Here is a 16,519-nt window from a genome sequence, read left to right on the forward strand (position 1 = left end):
GGCCTCGTTCCTGTGGTCGATCGACCGGCTCATCAGCTCGACCGACCGGCCACCCGCGAAGCAGCGCACCCGGGTGCTCTACGTGTCACCGTTGAAGGCACTGGGCGTCGACGTCGAACGGAACCTGCGCAGCCCGCTCGTCGGCATCACCCAGACCGCCCGGCGCCTCGGGCTCGAACCACCAGACGTCACGGTCGGGGTCCGCAGCGGTGACACCCCGTCATCCTACCGGCAGAAGATGCTGCGGCAGCCGCCGGACATCCTCATCACCACGCCCGAGTCGCTCTACCTGATGCTCACCTCGCAGGCGCGCGAGACCCTCGTCAACGTCGACACCGTCATCGTGGACGAGGTGCACGCGGTGGCGTCCACCAAGCGGGGAGCGCACCTCGCGGTGTCACTCGAGCGGCTCGACGACCTGCTCGAGAAGCCCGTGCAGCGCATCGGCCTCTCGGCGACGGTGCGCCCTCCGGAAGAGGTCGCGCGGTTCCTCGGCGGACGCGCCCCGGTGTCGATCATCGCGCCGCCGGCGCAGAAGACCTTCGACCTGCGCGTGGTCGTCCCCGTCGACGACATGACCGAGCTCGGTGCGCCGCCGGTCGGGGCGGACGCGACGGAGTCCCCGACGAACGGCTCGATCTGGCCCCACGTCGAGGAACGGGTGGTCGACCTCGTCGAGGAACACCGGTCGACGATCGTCTTCGCGAACTCCCGACGTCTGGCCGAACGGCTGACGGCTCGGCTGAACGAGATCCACGAGGAACGGGTGCTGGCGGCGGCCGGCTCCGTCGGTGACGGTGCACTCGTGCCGGCCGGTGCCTCCCCCGCCGACGACGGGCTGCCGGTCGCGCGCGGACGTCCCCAGTCGCCGGCGCGGACGTCGGCGCATGCGGTCGCACCCCAGGGGACGAAGCGGCCACCCGCCCAGACCATCGGTGCGTCCGGGCAGACCGGCGGCGGCGGGTCCGACGCCTCGGTGCCCGTGCTCGCCCGCGCCCACCACGGTTCCGTCTCGAAGGACCAGCGCGCGATCATCGAGGACGACCTGAAGTCCGGTCGACTGCGCTGCGTCGTCGCGACGAGTTCGCTCGAGCTCGGCATCGACATGGGCGAGGTCGACCTCGTCGTACAGGTCGAAGCGCCGCCGTCCGTCGCCAGCGGCCTGCAGCGCGTCGGTCGCGCCGGGCACCAGGTCGGCGAGATCTCGCGCGGCGTGCTGTTCCCGAAGCACCGGGCTGACCTGGTGAACAGCGCCGTGACGGTCGAGCGGATGGTGTCCGGGCAGATCGAGTCGATCTCGGTGCCGGCGAACCCCCTCGACGTCCTGGCGCAGCACACGGTGGCGGCGGGTGCGATCGACACGGTCGACGTCGAGCACTGGTTCGAGCTGGTCCGGCGGAGCGCCCCGTTCAGCGGACTCCCCCGGTCGGCGTTCGAGGCCACGCTCGACCTCGTCACCGGCCGCTACCCGAGCGACGAGTTCGCCGAGCTCCGCCCGCGCCTGGTGTGGGACCGCGTGCACGGCACGCTGACCGGGCGACCGGGTGCGCAGCGACTCGCGGTCACCAGCGGCGGGACGATCCCCGACCGCGGCATGTTCGGCGTCTTCATGGTGGGCGAGAAGGCCTCCCGCGTCGGCGAGCTCGACGAGGAGATGGTCTACGAGTCCCGCGTGGGCGACGTCTTCGCCCTCGGCGCGACGAGCTGGCGCATCGAGGAGATCACCCACGACCGGGTGCTGGTCAGTCCGGCCTTCGGGCAGCCGGGTCGCGTGCCGTTCTGGAAGGGCGACGGCATCGGTCGCCCCGCCGAGCTCGGGCGTGCCACCGGGACCTTCGTGCGCGAGGTCGAGGGAGCGTCGGACGACGACGCCCGCGCCCGGGTCGCCGCCGGCGGACTCGACGAGCGCGCGGTGACGAACCTGCTGACCTTCCTGCGCGACCAGCGTGCTGCGACCGGGCACGTGCCCAACGACACGACGCTCGTCGTGGAGCGCTTCCGCGACGAGCTCGGCGACTGGCGACTCATCCTGCACTCGCCCTACGGCATGCAGGTGCACGCGCCGTGGGCACTGGCGGTCGCCGCCCGGCTCCGGGAACGCCACGGGATCGACGGCGACGCGATGGCGGCCGACGACGGGATCGTCGTGCGCATCCCCGAGACCGACGCCGAGCCACCCGGTGCCGACCTGTTCGTGTTCGAGCGGGACGACCTCGACGCGCTCGTCACCGACGAGGTCGGGGCATCGGCGCTCTTCGCCGCCCGGTTCCGCGAATGTGCCGCCCGGGCGCTCCTGCTGCCCCGACGGAACCCCGGGCAGCGGTCGCCGCTCTGGCAGCAGCGGCAGCGGGCGTCGCAGCTGCTCGAGGTCGCCCAGAAGTACCCGTCGTTCCCGATCGTGCTCGAGACCGTGCGCGAGGTGCTGCAAGACGTGTACGACGTCCCCGCACTGCTGGGGATCGCCGACGACATCGCGGGGCGGCGCATCCGGTTGGTGGAGACCGAGACGGAGACCCCGTCGCCGTTCGCGCGTTCGCTGCTCTTCGGGTACGTGGCCGCGTTCATGTACGAGGGCGACTCACCGCTCGCCGAACGTCGGGCCGCAGCGCTGTCGCTCGACTCGACCCTGCTCGGCGAGCTGCTCGGTCGGGCAGAGCTGCGGGAACTCCTCGACCCCGCCGTCATCGCCTCGGTCGAACGCGACCTGCAACGCCTGTCGCCGGATCGCCGGGCGCGCGACACCGAGGGGATCGTCGACGTGCTGCGGCTCGTCGGCGCACTCGACCTCGACGAGATTCTGGACCGGAGCTGGCTGGCGGCAGCGGACGACCGCGCCGCCGCTGCGACCGAGGTGCAGACCGCGCTGGTCGCGTTCGACCTCGATCGGCGTGTGGTCTCCCTCGCGCACGGCGGTGCAACCCACCGTGGCGCTGATCGAGGATGCCTCGCGCCTGGGCGACGCCCTCGGGGTGCCCCTGCGGATACGGCCTGCCAAACCGTCTTCGATCAACCGGTCGCGCATCCGCGCTTCGACCTGCCCGGCCAGCACTCCCGATCCCAAGAACCGTTCTCTGACCTCGACGACGCCGGACGACTCGGCCTCGGGATCGCCGTGGTGCAGGACACCCTGCGGCGACTCGTCGCCGACCGCCGTGTGGTCGAGGGCGAGTTCCGTCCCGACCGGCAGGGCGCGGAGTGGTGCGACGCCGAGGTGCTGCGCCGCATCCGCACGAAGTCGCTCGCGGCGCTCCGGCACGAGGTCGAGCCGGTCGCGCCGGACGCCCTCGCGCGGTTCCTGCCCGCGTGGCAGCACGTCCGGACGGGCGGGGCCCGCAGCGGCCTGCGCGGCATCGACGGGGTGCTCCAGGTCGTCGATCAACTCGCCGGGGTGGCCCTGCCCGCCAGTGCGTGGGAGACCCTGGTCCTGCCGGTCCGTGTCAGCGACTACGCGCCGAGCATGCTCGACGAGCTCACCGCCACGGGCGAGGTCCTCTGGTCGGGTGGTGGCACCCTGCCCGGCAACGACGGCTGGGTCCGCCTGCACCTGGCCGACACCGCCGCGGCCACCTTGGCCGAGCCCTCCGGTGACGAGACGACCGAACTGCAACGGGACGTGCTCGGAGCACTGGCCGGAGGCGGGGCGTACTTCTTCCGGCAGCTCGGACAGGCGGTGGGGAGCACCGACGACACCGCCCTGTCGACCGCGCTGTGGGACCTCGTGTGGGCGGGACAGATCACGAACGACACCTTCGCGCCGCTGCGGGCGATGCTCGGCGGGAAGGCGAAGAGCTCCAGCGCGCCCCGCGCCCGGGCGTACCGCGGGCGTCGACGGCCGACGTTGCCGACGCAGTCCGGTCCGCCGTCCGTCGGTGGCCGGTGGTCCCTGCTGCCCCTGGCCGAGTCCGACTCGACCGTCCGGGCCGCGGCGACCGCCGAACAGCTGCTCGAACGGTACGGCGTCGTCACCCGCGGCGCCGTGCAGGTCGAGGGTGTCCGCGGTGGCTTCGCCGGCGTGTACCGGGTGCTCTCCCGCTTCGAGGAGTCCGGCCGGGCCCGCCGCGGGTACTTCGTCGAGGGGCTCGGGGCCGCACAGTTCGCGACCGGACCCACCGTCGACCGGCTCCGCACGTACGCGCGAGACCTCGACGACGACGAACGCGCCGATCCCGACCGCGCCCGCGAAGCGTTGACCCTCGCGGCGACCGACCCGGCGAACCCGTTCGGGGCGTCGCTGCCGTGGCCGTCGGACTCCGCCGGCCCCGACGACGATGCTGCGGGCAGCGCCGACGGCACCGCTGATCGTCCCGCTGCGGCCGCGGACCCGGCTCCTACGAAGACCACGGGACGAGGCCACCGGCCCGGGCGCAAGGCGGGCGCGCTCGTCACGACGGTCGACGGGCACCTCGCGGTGTACGTCGAGCGTGGCGGCAAGTCGGTGCTGACCTTCACCGACGACCCGGCCGACCTCGCCGTGGCCGCGGCGTCGATCGCGGCCACGGTGCGGACCGGTCTGCGGAAGCTCTCGGTCGAGCGGGTGAACGGGGACTTCGTCCTCGAGACGCCGCTCGGTTCGGCGCTCCGCGAGGCCGGGTTCACCGCCACACCGCAGGGGTTGCGTCTCCGTGTCTGACGGCTCGGCGGGGGTGGCCCGTGCCTGAGGGCGACACCGTCTTCCGGGCCGCGCGACGGCTCCACACCGCCCTGGCGGGAAAGGTCCTCACCCGGAGCGACTTCCGGGTGCCGGCGTTCGCGACGCTCGACCTCGTCGGCCGCACCGTGGACGAGGTCGTTCCCCGTGGCAAGCACCTGCTGCACCGGATCGGTGACCTCACCATCCACTCGCACCTCAAGATGGAGGGCCGGTGGGACGTCTACGCCCCCGGGGACCGATGGCGTCGCCCGGCGCACCAGGCCAGAGTGGTCCTCGACGCGACCGGTGGTGGGCCGGGCAGCGCCGCCGACGTCTCCACGGTCGGCTTCACCCTCGGCGTGCTCGAGGTCGTCCCCCGCGACCAGGAGTCCGAGGTCGTCGGGTACCTCGGTCCCGATCTGCTCGGTCCCGACTGGGACGCCGACCTCGCCCTGGCGAACCTCACGCGCGACCCGGAACGTCCGATCGGCCTGGCACTGCTCGACCAGCGGGTGCTCGCCGGCCTCGGCAACGTGTACCGGAACGAGCTGTGCTTCCTGCGCGGCGTGCTGCCGACCCGTCCGGTGCGCGAGGTGCACGACCCGGCGCGGGTGATCGCCCTGGCGAGCCGACTCATCCTCGCCAACCGGGACCGGAACGCCCGGGTGACCACCGGTGTCGACCGGCCCGGGCGTCGCTTCTGGGTGTACGGGCGAGCGGGGAAGCCGTGCCTGCGGTGTGGGACGCCGATCCGGCACGGGGAGCTCGGCGACTCGGAGCTCACGCTGCGCGACACGTACTGGTGCCCGCGCTGCCAGACCTGATCGGCACACAGCGCACCGTGCGGGGTTGTCCGGCCGGTGCTGGGCTGGTGCCGGTCCGCATGGTGCGAGGTAGTTCGGCCGGTGCGCGGTCAGCGCGCCGCGCACCGTGCAGGCTTGGTCGGCCGGTGCGCCGGCGACCGCTCGGTGCGAGCATGCAGCGCCACACCGAGCCACCTTTCTCGCACCGGATCGCGAACGACGGACGGTGTGGGGCGGGCGGGGACTCCGCTCGATGCGTCCGGCGGCGCCCAGCACCGTGCGTGGCCGTCCGCACGGTGCGAGGTTGCCCGGCCGGTGCGAGGTCAGCGCGCCGCGCACCGTGCGAGGTTGTCCAGCCGGTGCGCCGGCGACCGCTCGGTGCGAGCATGCAGCGCCGCACCGAGCGACCTTCCTCGCACCGGATCGCGAACCGCGCACGGTGCGGAGCGCAGCCCCCGCACCCCGCACCCCGCGCCCCCACACCCCGCACCCCGCGCCCCCACACCCCGCGGCCCCGCGCGCCTACGCGCCTACGCGCCTACGCGCCTACGCCCGCCTACGCCCGCCTACGCCCGGCCCCGCCCGCCTGCGCGCGCCTACGCCCGCCTACGCCCGCCTACGCCCGCCTACGCCCGCCTACGCCCGCCTACGCCCGCGCCATGATCCACGCGAGCATGTACGACCGCGAGTTCGCCGAGTCGACCACCGCGTCCGGCAGGTCCCGGGCCGCGCCGAGCGCCGCCCGCGCCTCCGACCGCGACGCCAACGCCCGGTACATGAGCAGGTAGTCGCCGAACTGGACGTCGTACCGGCCGTCCGGCACGGCCTCAGCGAGCACCCGGCGGATCTGCGCGGCTCCGCCGGCGGCGACGTACGACCGAGCGACGGCCGGCATCGGGATGAGCTCGATCCCCGCGGGTGCTGCCGCGGCGGCGCTGAACCACGTCGCGTGGTCCCGCTTCCCGCCCCAGGTCAGCGAGACCACCTCGTGCCGGAACTCCGGGAACGCGGACAGGTCGGGGTCGAGCACGTCCCGGCGGGCCGACGCGGCCTCGTTCGACAGCAGCCACGTGCCGACCGACTCGAGGGACGACGACCCCGAGACCGCACCCCAGAGCGCGACGCCGTTCCACGCCGAGACGGCCTCGGACGACGACTCCTGGTTGTTGCCGTCGGCGAACGGCGAGAAGCCGGACGCCCAGGAGTGCTGCGCGTACGGGTCGTAGACGCGCAGCTGTGGGAACGAGGCCGTGGCTTCCGGCGAGGCGATGTCCGCGGCGACGAGGTCGGCGACGGTGCGCCAGCGGCTGACGAGCTCGGGGTCGTCGGCGGCCAGCACCGCGGCGGCGGACAGGATGTACCCGTAGTGGAAGTGGTGGTCGTTGAACTCGTCGGAGCCGAACGAGGCCTCCTGTCCGACGAGTCCGTGCACGGTCGGGTCGTACGCGAAGCACCGGGCGGTCCGCGTCCCGCACCCGGCGGCGTCGAGCCACTGGTCGAGTTCGTCCACCACCGAGGTCTTCAGCGTGCTCGCCACCGACGGCAGGTCGAGCTCGGTCGCGAGCCGGTACAGGTTCGCGACGCGGTACAGGTCCTTCCCACCGGCGTAGCTGTCCGCCGCGTAGGACGACGCGTTCACGGTCGAGGCGTCGGCACGCACCTGGGCGACGAGCGTCGACCGGTCGGCGGACGACAGCCCGGACACATCGAGGGTGTCAGAGGGCTCGACGGTGTCGACCGCGAGCCGGAGGGCCGAGCCGGTGCAGACCGGTGCGGCGCCCTGGACGGTGTCGTAGTGCAGGCCCGTGCAGTCGAGCCCGGTCGTGCCCTGCCCGGGCTGCGGGACGAGGACGCCCGGGTCGTCGGAGCCGAAGTCGTACGTCAGCGTGGTGTGCTGCTGCCCCCGCGAGGCGCTCCGCCCGAGCGCGACGCCCGTGAGCGGCCGGGCGGCCCGGACGAGCCGGTCGGTCTGTGCTGCGGTCGCGCCGTCCGGCACGGGCAGGAGGACGATGCTGCCGCCGGCCGAGAGCGCGACCGCGTCACCGTCGATCGTGCCGTCGCGGACCACGAGCTGCCAGGTGCGCCCACCGCTCGTCACGGTGCCGGTCCGGGTGCCGGTCACGTCGATCGGCGCCGTCGTGGTGACGGTTCCGGCACGCGCGGCGGTGTAGGTCACGAGCGGCGACCCCTCGGCGAGCACGGTGTGTCCGAGGACGGTCGCGCCGCGACGGTGCTCCACGGTCACCGACACCGCGTCGTACGCCGAGACCTCGGTCGAGGTCGCGCCGAGGTCGAGGCCGACCTGCTGCGTCGCGCCGCCGGCGATGGTCTTCTCGGTGGCCGACACGACCGGGAGCCCGGCCGCGAAGCCGTCGTCGGTCACCTGCCACGAGATCGGACTGGGGAACACGGGCTGTGGGGCGTCGCCGAACACGAGTCCGGAGAACCACCGGTTCGTCGGCGGCAGCAGGCCGTCGGCGAGGCGCATCGCGCCCGCCTTCGACGACGCGACGTCGCCGAGACGGGCGACGGCACGCGCCTGTGCCGCACCACTCGCGGAGGGTGCGGTGGTCTCGCGGGGGTGGTCCGCGCCTCCAGTCCCGGTGCACGCGGTGAGGAGCACCGCGACGGTCGTCACGACGGTGACGGCCAGGACCGGTCTGGAGGCGCGGCGCACGCCGACCCGCAGGCGCGCGTCCGGCGCCTGGTCGCGACGGGCGGACCGAGGCAGCCGGAGCACGGTCACAGGCCGATCTGCCGCGCGAAGTCGCGCACGAGGTCCGTTACGCCCGCGAGCCGGCCGTCGTCCCGCAGGTGCAGGGTGGCGTCCACCGGGGTCCCGGGGCTCGTGATGCCGGTCGTCGGCGAGGCGGACAGCTCGGGGCTCTCGACGTCGACCGTGGTCTTCGCCTGCCCCTGGTCGTTCGTCTCGACGCTGACGCTCTTCACGGTCCCGCGGATCGTCGTGTCGTTCGGGAGCACGAGGTCGACCGCGGCACCGTTGCGGATCCGCCCGTAGTCCCGTGCGGTGACGATGAAGCTCGACGTCACGAAGAGGCTGTCCTCCTTGTGGATGGTGCCGAGCTCCGAACCGGCCTGCACGTAGCCGCCCGTCTTCACGTCGACCTTCGCGACGGTGCCGGAGACCTCGGCCTTGAAGGTGATGAAGCCGTCCGCGCCGATGTCGTAGGCGCTCGTCTGCGTGTTCGCGCCCACGACGCCCTTGCGGATGTCCTGCGCCAGCTGGAGGCTCTGCACCTGCAGGAGCTCGTCGCCCTTCTGGACGGTGTCGCCCTCCTCGACGTACTCCTCGGTCACGGTGCCGCCGTAGTCGGTGCCGACGGCGTACTCCTGCGCGGCGATCGCGGCCGACGTGCTCGCCACCGCGCTCTGGCGCTGGTTGAAGACGAGCGTGCACGCCGCCACGACGACGAGCACCACGATGAGTCCGGCGAACAACCGGAGTCGGTTCGTCCAGGTCATGCTGCGATCCCTTCCCGCTGGGCGGCGATCCGGTCCGTCACACGGTTCCGGCCCTGTTCGCGGAACGCCGCGATGACGAAGGCGAGGAACACGAGGGTGTTCGTGATGTTCCACGCGGTGGCGAGCGTCAGTTGCCCGTTGTCGAGGTCGCGCCAGACGGCGACGACGCTCGTCAACGCCAGGAACACGAACACGAGCACCTGCGGGACGATGAAGTTGAACGGCGACGGCGTCCGACCGCGGGCCGCTCCCGTGACGTGCCAGGCCTGCTCCTTGCCGCACACGACGTTCCAGAGCGCGCTCGCGTAGATCGGGAACGAGACCGCCGCGAGCAGGAGCGTCTCGTACCGGAACGACCCGAGGGCGTAGAACGCGAGGAGCACCTGCACGCCGTAGAAGCCGAGGTAGAACAGCACCCACTCGCCGGCACCGATCGACAGGTTCATCGGGCGCAGGTCGAAGTAGATCTCGAGTGGCGGCACGAGCAGGAGGAGCCCGGGGACGATGCCCGTCAGGTAGAAGCTCGCGGTGACGAGGTACTGCAGCCGCTGGTCCATCGTGAGCCGGTGCTTCGGACGGAACGGGAAGTGCGTGAGCAGGATCTCGAAGCCGCCCGTGGCCCACCGGAGCTGCTGCTTCGTGAAGCCCTCGATGGTCTCCGGGGCATCGCCGACGGCGAGGGTCATCGGGATGAAGACGGTCTTCCAGCCGCGCTCGTGGAGCATCAGGCTGGTCCAGACGTCCTCGGACTTCGAGTCGGTGTACATGCCGCCGATCTCGTCGATCGCCTCGCGGCGGAAGATGACGTTCGTCCCGACGCAGAACGCCGCGTTGAAGCGGTTCCGTCCGGGCTGGATGAACCGGTAGAACACCGTCTGCATGTACCCGGCGCCGCGGGACACCAGGTTGTGGAGGTTGCCGTACGACTGCGGCGTCTGCACGAAGGCGATGCCGTCGTCGGCGAAGAACGGCACGGTCTCGAACAGGAAGTCCGGCTTCGGCACGAAGTCGGCGTCGAACACCGCGAAGTAGTCGCCCTTCGCCAGGGTCAGCGCGTGGTTGATGTTGCCGGCCTTCGCGCCGTGCGACGAGAGCCGTCGGACGTACCGGGCGCCGAGCTCCTCGGCGAGCGCGCGGACGTCGTCGCTCCGGCCGTCGTCGAGCACCCAGGTGCGGTGCTCGCCGCGCATCGCGACCGCCGCCTGCACGGTGGCGGCGACCTTGCTGAGCTCCTCGCCGTAGACGGTGATGAAGACGTCGACCTCGACCCGACGTCCGCGGACGTGCATCGGCCAGCGGTGGGGCTGGTCGGCGGCACCGCTGCGGGCGATGGTGTCGCGGTCGAACAGGGTGTCCTGGGTGTGGTGGAACGCGAAGTCCCGGGGGTCGGAGCCGCCGGACAGGATCGTCCACATCGACAGGAGCGCCTGTCCGACGAGCACGCTCTCGGCCACGATCACGAGCCCGTACGGCAGGAAGTCGCCGCGGTTGGCCGGATCGAGCAGGAACACCGCGTACGCCATCACGCCGAGCGTGGCGACGAGCACGATGAGGACCATCACGGGGCTGTGCGCGCGGCTCTCCGCCCGGGGTCGGACGTAGGGCACCGGCTCGGTCTGCCGGCGGCGGCGGGCCCGCTCGCGGTCACGCGGGGTGAGCGGGGCGGGGAGCTGGAAGTCCGGGGACTGCAGCTCGTCGGTCGTGCGGGCGGGCGGTTGGAGTCGCGTCGGGGTACGACGGACGTCCGGCGGTGCGGACATGGCGTGGTCTCCTGTCGGGTTCGGAGAGGACTCACGCGTCGTCGAGCGCAGGCGCCGACGCATCGTGAGACGGGCGTCGGCGGCTGCGGCGACATGGATCCGGACCCTCGGGAGGTCCGGCCGGCGAGGACTAGGGATCCTCGGCCGGCGGGGTCGCGACCGTGGGTGCGGTCGCGGTGTTCGGTGTTTCGTGTCGTGGAGCGGTCGTGCTCCCGACGGCCCGTCGCCGTCGGTCCTGCGATCGTAGGGCGGCCCACGGGGCCGCTTCGTGACGAACGTGTGAACACGGGCCCGGGCGGGGTGATCGTGCGGTTTCCCGCAACGGACGCGACGGGAAGCGGACAGCCTCGGCGTCCGGGCGGCCCGCCCGGACGCGTGTCAGGCCGCCGAACGGTCCGTGGCGGGGCGGCGGCGGAGAGCCGGGTCGAGGACCGCCGGCGGGTTGTACTGCTGGTCGAGCCGACCGACGTCGGTGCCGGGCGGGACGATCGCGTCGATGCGGTCGAGGACCTCGTCGGAGAGCGCCACGTCGGCGCCGGCGAGCAGGTCGTCGAGCTGCTCCGTCGAGCGCGGGCCGATCAGGGCGCTCGTGACGCCGGGGTGCGCGATCGCGAACGCCATCGCGAGGTGGGTCATCCGGATGCCGGTCTCCTCGGAGAGTGCGACGACCTGTTCCACGGCGTCGATCCGTCGCTCGTCGCGGTTGTGCCGGAACATGGTCGCGCGGGCGAGGTCGGTGTCCTGCCCCTTCCGGAACCGGCCGGTCAGCATGCCGCCGGCGAGGGGGCTCCAGACGAGGGCTCCCATGCCGTGGCGCTGGACGGTCGGGAGGACCTCGCGCTCGATGCCCCGGTTGAGGATCGAGTAGGTGGGCTGTTCGGTGCGGAATCGTTCGAGGCCACGGCGCTCGGACGTCCACTGCGCCTCGACCTGCATCGACGCGGGGAAGTCCGAGCTGCCGATCGCCCGGACCTTGCCGCTGCGGACCAGGTCGGTCAGTGCGGACAGGGTCTCCTCGAGGTCGACCGTGTCGTCGGGTCGGTGCGCCTGGTAGAGGTCGATGTGGTCGGTCCGCAGACGGCGGAGCGACCCCTCCACCGCCTGCATGATCCACCGCCTCGAGTTCCCCCGGCGGTTCGGGTCGTCGCCCATCGGGCCGTTGAACTTCGTGGCGAGGACGACGTCGTCGCGTCGTCCGACGAGTGCCTTGCCGAGCAGTTCCTCGGAGCCGCCCTGCGAGTAGCGGTCGGCGGTGTCGATGAGGTTGATGCCGGCGTCGAGTGCACGGTGGACGATGCGGATCGAGTCCTGTTCGTCGCCGTTGCCGATGCTGCCGTCGGTGCCGAGCATCATGGCGCCGAGCGCGAAGGGGCTGACCTGGATGCCGGTGCGGCCGAGGGTGCGGTACTGCATGTGCGGTTCCTCCTGTCGATGGCGTCCCGGGGCTCGGTACCGTATCGTGGACCGAAGTGGAACGCTCTTCCGGAACTATACGGAACAGTTTTCCGTTTACGCAAGAGGAGGACTCCGTGCGCGCCGACGCCCGACGCAATGCCGACGCCCTGACCGACGCCGCCAAGGCCGTCTTCGCGAGCGACGGGGTGGACGCCCCCGCGAAGCTGATCGCCGACCGGGCTGGCGTCGGCGTCGGCACGCTCTACCGGCGGTTCCCGCAGCGCTCGGACCTCGTCGTCGCCGTGTTCCAGCGGGCGGTCGAGTCGACGGCGGCCGCCGCGGACGAGCTCGCGGCTGCGCACGCTCCCGACGAGGCGCTCGCCCGCTGGCTGCAGCGGTTCACCGAGTTCGTCGCGACGAAGCGGGGACTCGCCGCGGCCCTGCACTCCGGGGATCCGGCGTTCGCAGCCCTGCCCGAGTACTTCGTCGGTCGGCTCGGCGGCGCGCTCGGCGGACTCCTCGAGGCGGCGGCCGAAGCCGGGACGATCCGTCCCGATGTGGACGCCCAGCAGCTCCTGCACGCGGTGGCGGACCTGTGCCACGGAGCCGCGTCGATCGAACAGAGCCAGATGCTCGTCGGACTGCTCGTGGACGGCCTCCGCTACCGCGCGACGGTCTGACCGACCGGGTGGAGGCGCTCGGCCGCGGTCGCCCGGACGGCCTCGGTCACGCGCTCGAGCAGCGGCGAGGCCAGGTTCCAGCGCTGCCACCACAGCGCCACGTCCGCGCGGCGCCCGGGGGTGAGTTCGACGAGGTCGCCGTGCTCGAGGGCGTCGAGGCACTGGGCCTCCGGCAGCATCCCCCAGCCGAAGCCGAGCGACACCGCACGGGCGAAGTCCGCCGAGGTCGGGACGAAGTGTCTCGGGCCGGACGGGGCGTGCCCGAGCACCCGGCGCAGGTACCCCTGCTGCAGGTCGTCGTCACGGTCGTAGTCCACCAGGGGCACGCGGTCGAGGAGTCGCGTCATCCGCTGCTCGCTGTCGACACCCGGCAGGTACCGCGCGACGAACGACGGGGAGGCCACCGCCCGGTACCGGTCGATCCCGAGCGGCACCGAGGAACAGCCCTGCACGGGTTCGGCCTCGGCCGTGACGGCGGCCATCACCGTGCCCGCGCGGAGGAGTTCGGCGGTGCGGTCCTGGTCCTCGCGGTGGAGGTCGAACACGACCTCGGTGTCGGCGCGCACGAGGGCGAGCGCGTCGAGGAACCACGTGCCGAGCGAGTCGGCGTTCACCGCGAGCGGGATCGACGGCACGACCGACTCCCCGCCGCCGAGCGCCCGCGCGGTCTCCTCGTCGAGCAGCTGCGCCTGACGTGCGTGGCGGAGGACGACCTCGCCGTCGGGGGTCGGGCGGACCGGTGTCGTCCGCTGCAGGAGCACCCGGCCGACCTGCTGCTCCATCGACTTGATCCGCTGCGACACCGCCGACGGGGTGATGGACAGCGCCCGGGCAGCGGCGTCGAGGGTGCCGTGGTCGACCGCGGCGAGGAGGGTCTCGAGGTGTTCGCGCTGCAGCCCTGGCATGCAGCTGAGCTTACGCAGCATCAGGAACGTGAGCTGTACTGCATCAGGGTGCGCTCCTACGCTCGAACCGTGACCGCCCTCCTCCCCATGCTCGCCGGCCTCGGCACCGGACTCGCGCTCATCGTGGCGATCGGCGTGCAGAACACGTACCTGCTGCGCCTCGCGGTGACCTCGTCCGTGCGGGTCGTCGCGGCCGCGGTCGTCGTCTGCGCCGTGTCCGACGCCGTGCTCATCCTGGCGGGGGTGCTCGGCGTGGGGGTCGTGGTCGAGCGCTTCCCGGTCGCGCTCGTCGTCATCCGCTTCGTCGGGGCGGCGTTCCTCGTGACCTACGGGGTGCTCGCGGCCCGTCGTGCGCTGTGGCCGTCGGGCGAGTCCCTGCGGGTCGAGTCCGAGGCGGCGGACGACGGCGTGCCGGTGGCGATCGCGTCCGGGAACGCGCCCGCGGACGAACACTGCGCCCCGTCAGGACCGGCCGCAGTGTCCGGTGCGGGGCGCGGTGCGGCCGTCCACCCGGCCGGGGCCGGTGCCGCGGCGACGGCCCCGACGACGGTGGCTGCGGGGCGGACGCGCACCGCGCCTCCTGGACGAGCCGCGACCGTGCGGACGGCCGTCGTGACGATGCTCCTGTTCACCTGGGCGAACCCGCACGTGTACCTGGACACGCTCGTGTTCCTCGGCTCGGTCGCGAACCAGCAGGGGCCGGCGGACCGGTGGTGGTGGACGGCCGGGGCGGTCCTCGCGAGCTGCCTGTGGTTCGGTGCGCTCGGGTTCGGCGGACGGCTCCTGCGACCGCTGTTCGCGAAGCCGCTGACGTGGCGCGTGTTCGACGGTCTCGTCGCGCTCGTCATGCTGGGCTTCGGCGCGACGCTCGCGCTCGGCGCCTGACGCGGCGCCGACGTGGGGCCGCGTGGCCGCGTGGAACCAGGTTTCCGACACCGAACCAGCCCCTGCGCGTGGTTCGGTGTCGGAAACCTGGTTCGACCCGTCCGCCAGCGCCGCAGCGCCCGCGCCCGCGTCAGCGACGCCCTACTGCAGGCCCTTGCCCACCCGGCTGTTGCGACGGCTGTAGCCGAAGTAGATCACGAAGCCGATCACGAGCCAGATGACGAACCGCAGCCACGTCTCGACCTCGAGGTTCAGCATCAGCCAGAAGCACAGCACCGCCGACACGATCGGCAGCACCGGCGACCACGGCACCCGGAAGGCGCGCGGGGCGTCCGGACGCGTGCGACGCAGCACGACGATGCCGATCGACACCAGGACGAACGCCGACAGCGTGCCGATGTTGATCATGCCCTCGAGCTTGTCCACCGCCGTGAAGCCGGCCAGCAGTGCCACGACGACGCCCGCGACGACCTGCACGCGCACGGGGGTCTGCGTCTTCTCGTTCGTCTTCGAGAACCAGCGCGGCAGCAGGCCGTCGCGGCTCATCGAGAACACGATGCGGGACAGACCGAGCAGCAGCACCATGACGACCGTCGTCAGACCGATCAGGGAGCCGATCGCGATGATCCCGGCGGCCCACGGCAGGCCGACGATGGAGAACGCCGAGGCGAGGGACGGCGCGTCCTCCTGCGCCAGACGCTGGTACGAGACCATGCCGGTGATGACGATGCTGACGCCCACGTAGAGCAGCGTCACGATGCCGAGGCCGATGAAGATGCCGCGGGGCAGGGTCTTCTGCGGGTTCTCGGTCTCCTCGGCGCTCGTCGCCACGACGTCGAAGCCGATGAACGCGAAGAACACGAGGGAGGCCGCGGCGAGCAGACCGAAGACGCCGTACTGGGCGGGCTCGGACCCGGTGAACCAGGACACGAGCGACTGGGTCCAGACGCTCCCCTCGGCACCCTTGGCGGGTTCGGCCGGCGGGATGAAGGGGGTGAAGTTCGCGGCCTTGACGAAGAACGCACCGGCGACGATGACGAAGACGACGATCGCGACCTTGATGATCGTGATGACGGCCGAGACCCGGCTCGACAGGCGGGTGCCGAAGGCGAGCAGGACCGTGAAGATGCCGACGATGAGCACCGGCCCCCACGTGAACGGGACCGGGCCGAGCTGGATCGTGCTCGGCAGGGCCACGCCGAACACGTTGAACGCCTCGCTGAGGTAGATCCCCCAGTACTTCGCGATCACGGCGCTGGCGGTGAGCGTCTCGAGGATGAGGTCCCAACCGACGATCCACGCGAGGAGCTCGCCCATCGTGGCGTAGGTGAACGTGTAGGCGGAGCCGGCGACCGGGATCGTCGACGCGAACTCGGCGTAGCACATGATCGCCAGGCCGCACGTGACGGCGGCGAGCAGGAACGAGATGATCACGCCGGGACCGGCGAAGTTCGCGGCGGCGTTCGCGCCGACCGAGAAGATGCCGGCGCCGACGGCGACGGCGATGCCCATCGCCGCGATGTCGAAGGTCTTCAGCGACCGTTTGAGGGAGCGCCCCTTCTCCTCGGAGTCAGCGAGGGACGCCTCGATCGACTTGATGCGGAGCTTCGGTGCCATGGGGTGGTTCCCGTCATCGGCTGGCGGCGGACCCCGCGAGAGTACTGGTGTACCACCCCGGCACGCAAACGGCGGGGATGTCCCGTTCCGGGCCGGGAGGCGCGGCTCGGCTCAGGCGGATCGGCGCCAGTCCGACAGGAACCGGGCTCCGGCCTCGTCGTGGATCACGCCGTCCGGTGCCGTGAGGACCGGGTACGGCGTGGCCGGGACCCCGTCGGACGGACGGACGTCGACGTGCGCGACCTCGTGCCCGTTCGCGTGCAGCCAGTCCGCCATCGCGTAGTCGCTCCGGGAGTCGCCCATCGTCCGCCACGCGAGCGGCAGCTCGCCGTCCTGCGCGAGGAGCTCGAGCGACCGCTCG

The 16,519-nt window shown here is 72.3% G+C and carries 9 protein-coding genes and 2 pseudogenes; 4 read left to right on the forward strand and 7 right to left on the reverse strand.

Annotated features, from left to right (window positions below; all coding sequences use genetic code 11):
• Nucleotides 1–4,630, forward strand: a pseudogene (locus I5E_RS07340) (Lhr family ATP-dependent helicase); the annotation flags it as partial.
• A 20-nt stretch (nucleotides 4,631–4,650) separates the two neighbouring features.
• A complete protein-coding gene (locus I5E_RS07345; RefSeq protein ID WP_022906407.1) occupies nucleotides 4,651–5,454 on the forward strand; it encodes an Fpg/Nei family DNA glycosylase in 804 nt (267 codons plus the stop codon).
• Nucleotides 5,455–6,079: 625 nt separating this feature from the next.
• On the opposite strand, the gene I5E_RS07350 is transcribed toward I5E_RS07345, so the two are convergent.
• From I5E_RS07350 to I5E_RS07365, 4 genes are all read right to left on the reverse strand, one after another.
• A complete protein-coding gene (locus I5E_RS07350) occupies nucleotides 6,080–8,179 on the reverse strand; it encodes a glycosyl hydrolase (RefSeq protein ID WP_022906408.1) in 2,100 nt (699 codons plus the stop codon).
• The gene (locus tag I5E_RS07355; protein ID WP_022906409.1) at nucleotides 8,176–8,916 is read right to left on the reverse strand and encodes an HlyD family efflux transporter periplasmic adaptor subunit; all 741 of its coding nucleotides are present in this window, start codon (nucleotides 8,914–8,916) and stop codon (nucleotides 8,176–8,178) included. The genes I5E_RS07350 and I5E_RS07355 overlap by 4 nt, the downstream gene beginning before the upstream one ends.
• Nucleotides 8,913–10,676: a glycosyltransferase family 2 protein gene (locus tag I5E_RS07360; RefSeq protein WP_022906410.1), complete on the reverse strand. Its 1,764-nt coding sequence runs from the start codon at nucleotides 10,674–10,676 to the stop codon at nucleotides 8,913–8,915. The genes I5E_RS07355 and I5E_RS07360 overlap by 4 nt, the downstream gene beginning before the upstream one ends.
• A 378-nt stretch (nucleotides 10,677–11,054) precedes the next feature.
• A complete protein-coding gene (locus I5E_RS07365; RefSeq protein WP_022906411.1) occupies nucleotides 11,055–12,089 on the reverse strand; it encodes an aldo/keto reductase in 1,035 nt (344 codons plus the stop codon).
• Between the two features lie 116 nt (nucleotides 12,090–12,205).
• Here I5E_RS07365 and I5E_RS07370 point away from each other — a divergent pair, with 116 nt between their 5' ends.
• Nucleotides 12,206–12,751: a TetR/AcrR family transcriptional regulator gene (locus tag I5E_RS07370; protein ID WP_022906412.1), complete on the forward strand. Its 546-nt coding sequence runs from the start codon at nucleotides 12,206–12,208 to the stop codon at nucleotides 12,749–12,751.
• On the opposite strand, the gene I5E_RS07375 is transcribed toward I5E_RS07370, so the two are convergent.
• Nucleotides 12,733–13,656 carry a LysR family transcriptional regulator ArgP gene (locus tag I5E_RS07375; RefSeq protein WP_022906413.1) on the reverse strand — a complete coding sequence of 308 codons (924 nt, stop codon included), beginning with the start codon at nucleotides 13,654–13,656 and terminating at the stop codon, nucleotides 12,733–12,735. The two genes, I5E_RS07370 and I5E_RS07375, sit on opposite strands and share 19 nt — an antisense overlap.
• 69 nt (nucleotides 13,657–13,725) lie before the next feature.
• On the opposite strand from I5E_RS07375, the gene I5E_RS07380 reads away from it, so the two are divergent.
• Entirely contained in the window at nucleotides 13,726–14,541 is an 816-nt protein-coding gene (locus tag I5E_RS07380; RefSeq protein WP_022906414.1) for a LysE/ArgO family amino acid transporter, read from the forward strand.
• Between the two features lie 141 nt (nucleotides 14,542–14,682).
• Here I5E_RS07380 and I5E_RS07385 read toward each other — a convergent pair whose 3' ends face one another.
• A complete protein-coding gene (locus tag I5E_RS07385; RefSeq protein ID WP_022906415.1) occupies nucleotides 14,683–16,158 on the reverse strand; it encodes an APC family permease in 1,476 nt (491 codons plus the stop codon).
• A 111-nt stretch (nucleotides 16,159–16,269) separates the two neighbouring features.
• Nucleotides 16,270–16,519, reverse strand: a pseudogene (locus tag I5E_RS07390) (hypothetical protein); the annotation flags it as partial.

The sequence above is a fragment of the Curtobacterium sp. B18 genome (assembly GCF_000333375.1).
Taxonomy (GTDB): domain Bacteria; phylum Actinomycetota; class Actinomycetes; order Actinomycetales; family Microbacteriaceae; genus Curtobacterium.

Bases quoted from the DNA above. Each gene is read 5' to 3' on its own strand.
- I5E_RS07355 (WP_022906409.1), bottom strand. From the start codon at position 8,916: ATGACCTGGACGAACCGACTCCGGTTGTTCGCCGGACTCATCGTGGTG.
- I5E_RS07360 (WP_022906410.1), bottom strand. From the start codon at position 10,676: ATGTCCGCACCGCCGGACGTCCGTCGTACCCCGACGCGACTCCAACCG.
- I5E_RS07365 (WP_022906411.1), bottom strand. From the start codon at position 12,089: ATGCAGTACCGCACCCTCGGCCGCACCGGCATCCAGGTCAGCCCCTTC.
- I5E_RS07375 (WP_022906413.1), bottom strand. From the start codon at position 13,656: ATGCCAGGGCTGCAGCGCGAACACCTCGAGACCCTCCTCGCCGCGGTC.
- I5E_RS07385 (WP_022906415.1), bottom strand. From the start codon at position 16,158: ATGGCACCGAAGCTCCGCATCAAGTCGATCGAGGCGTCCCTCGCTGAC.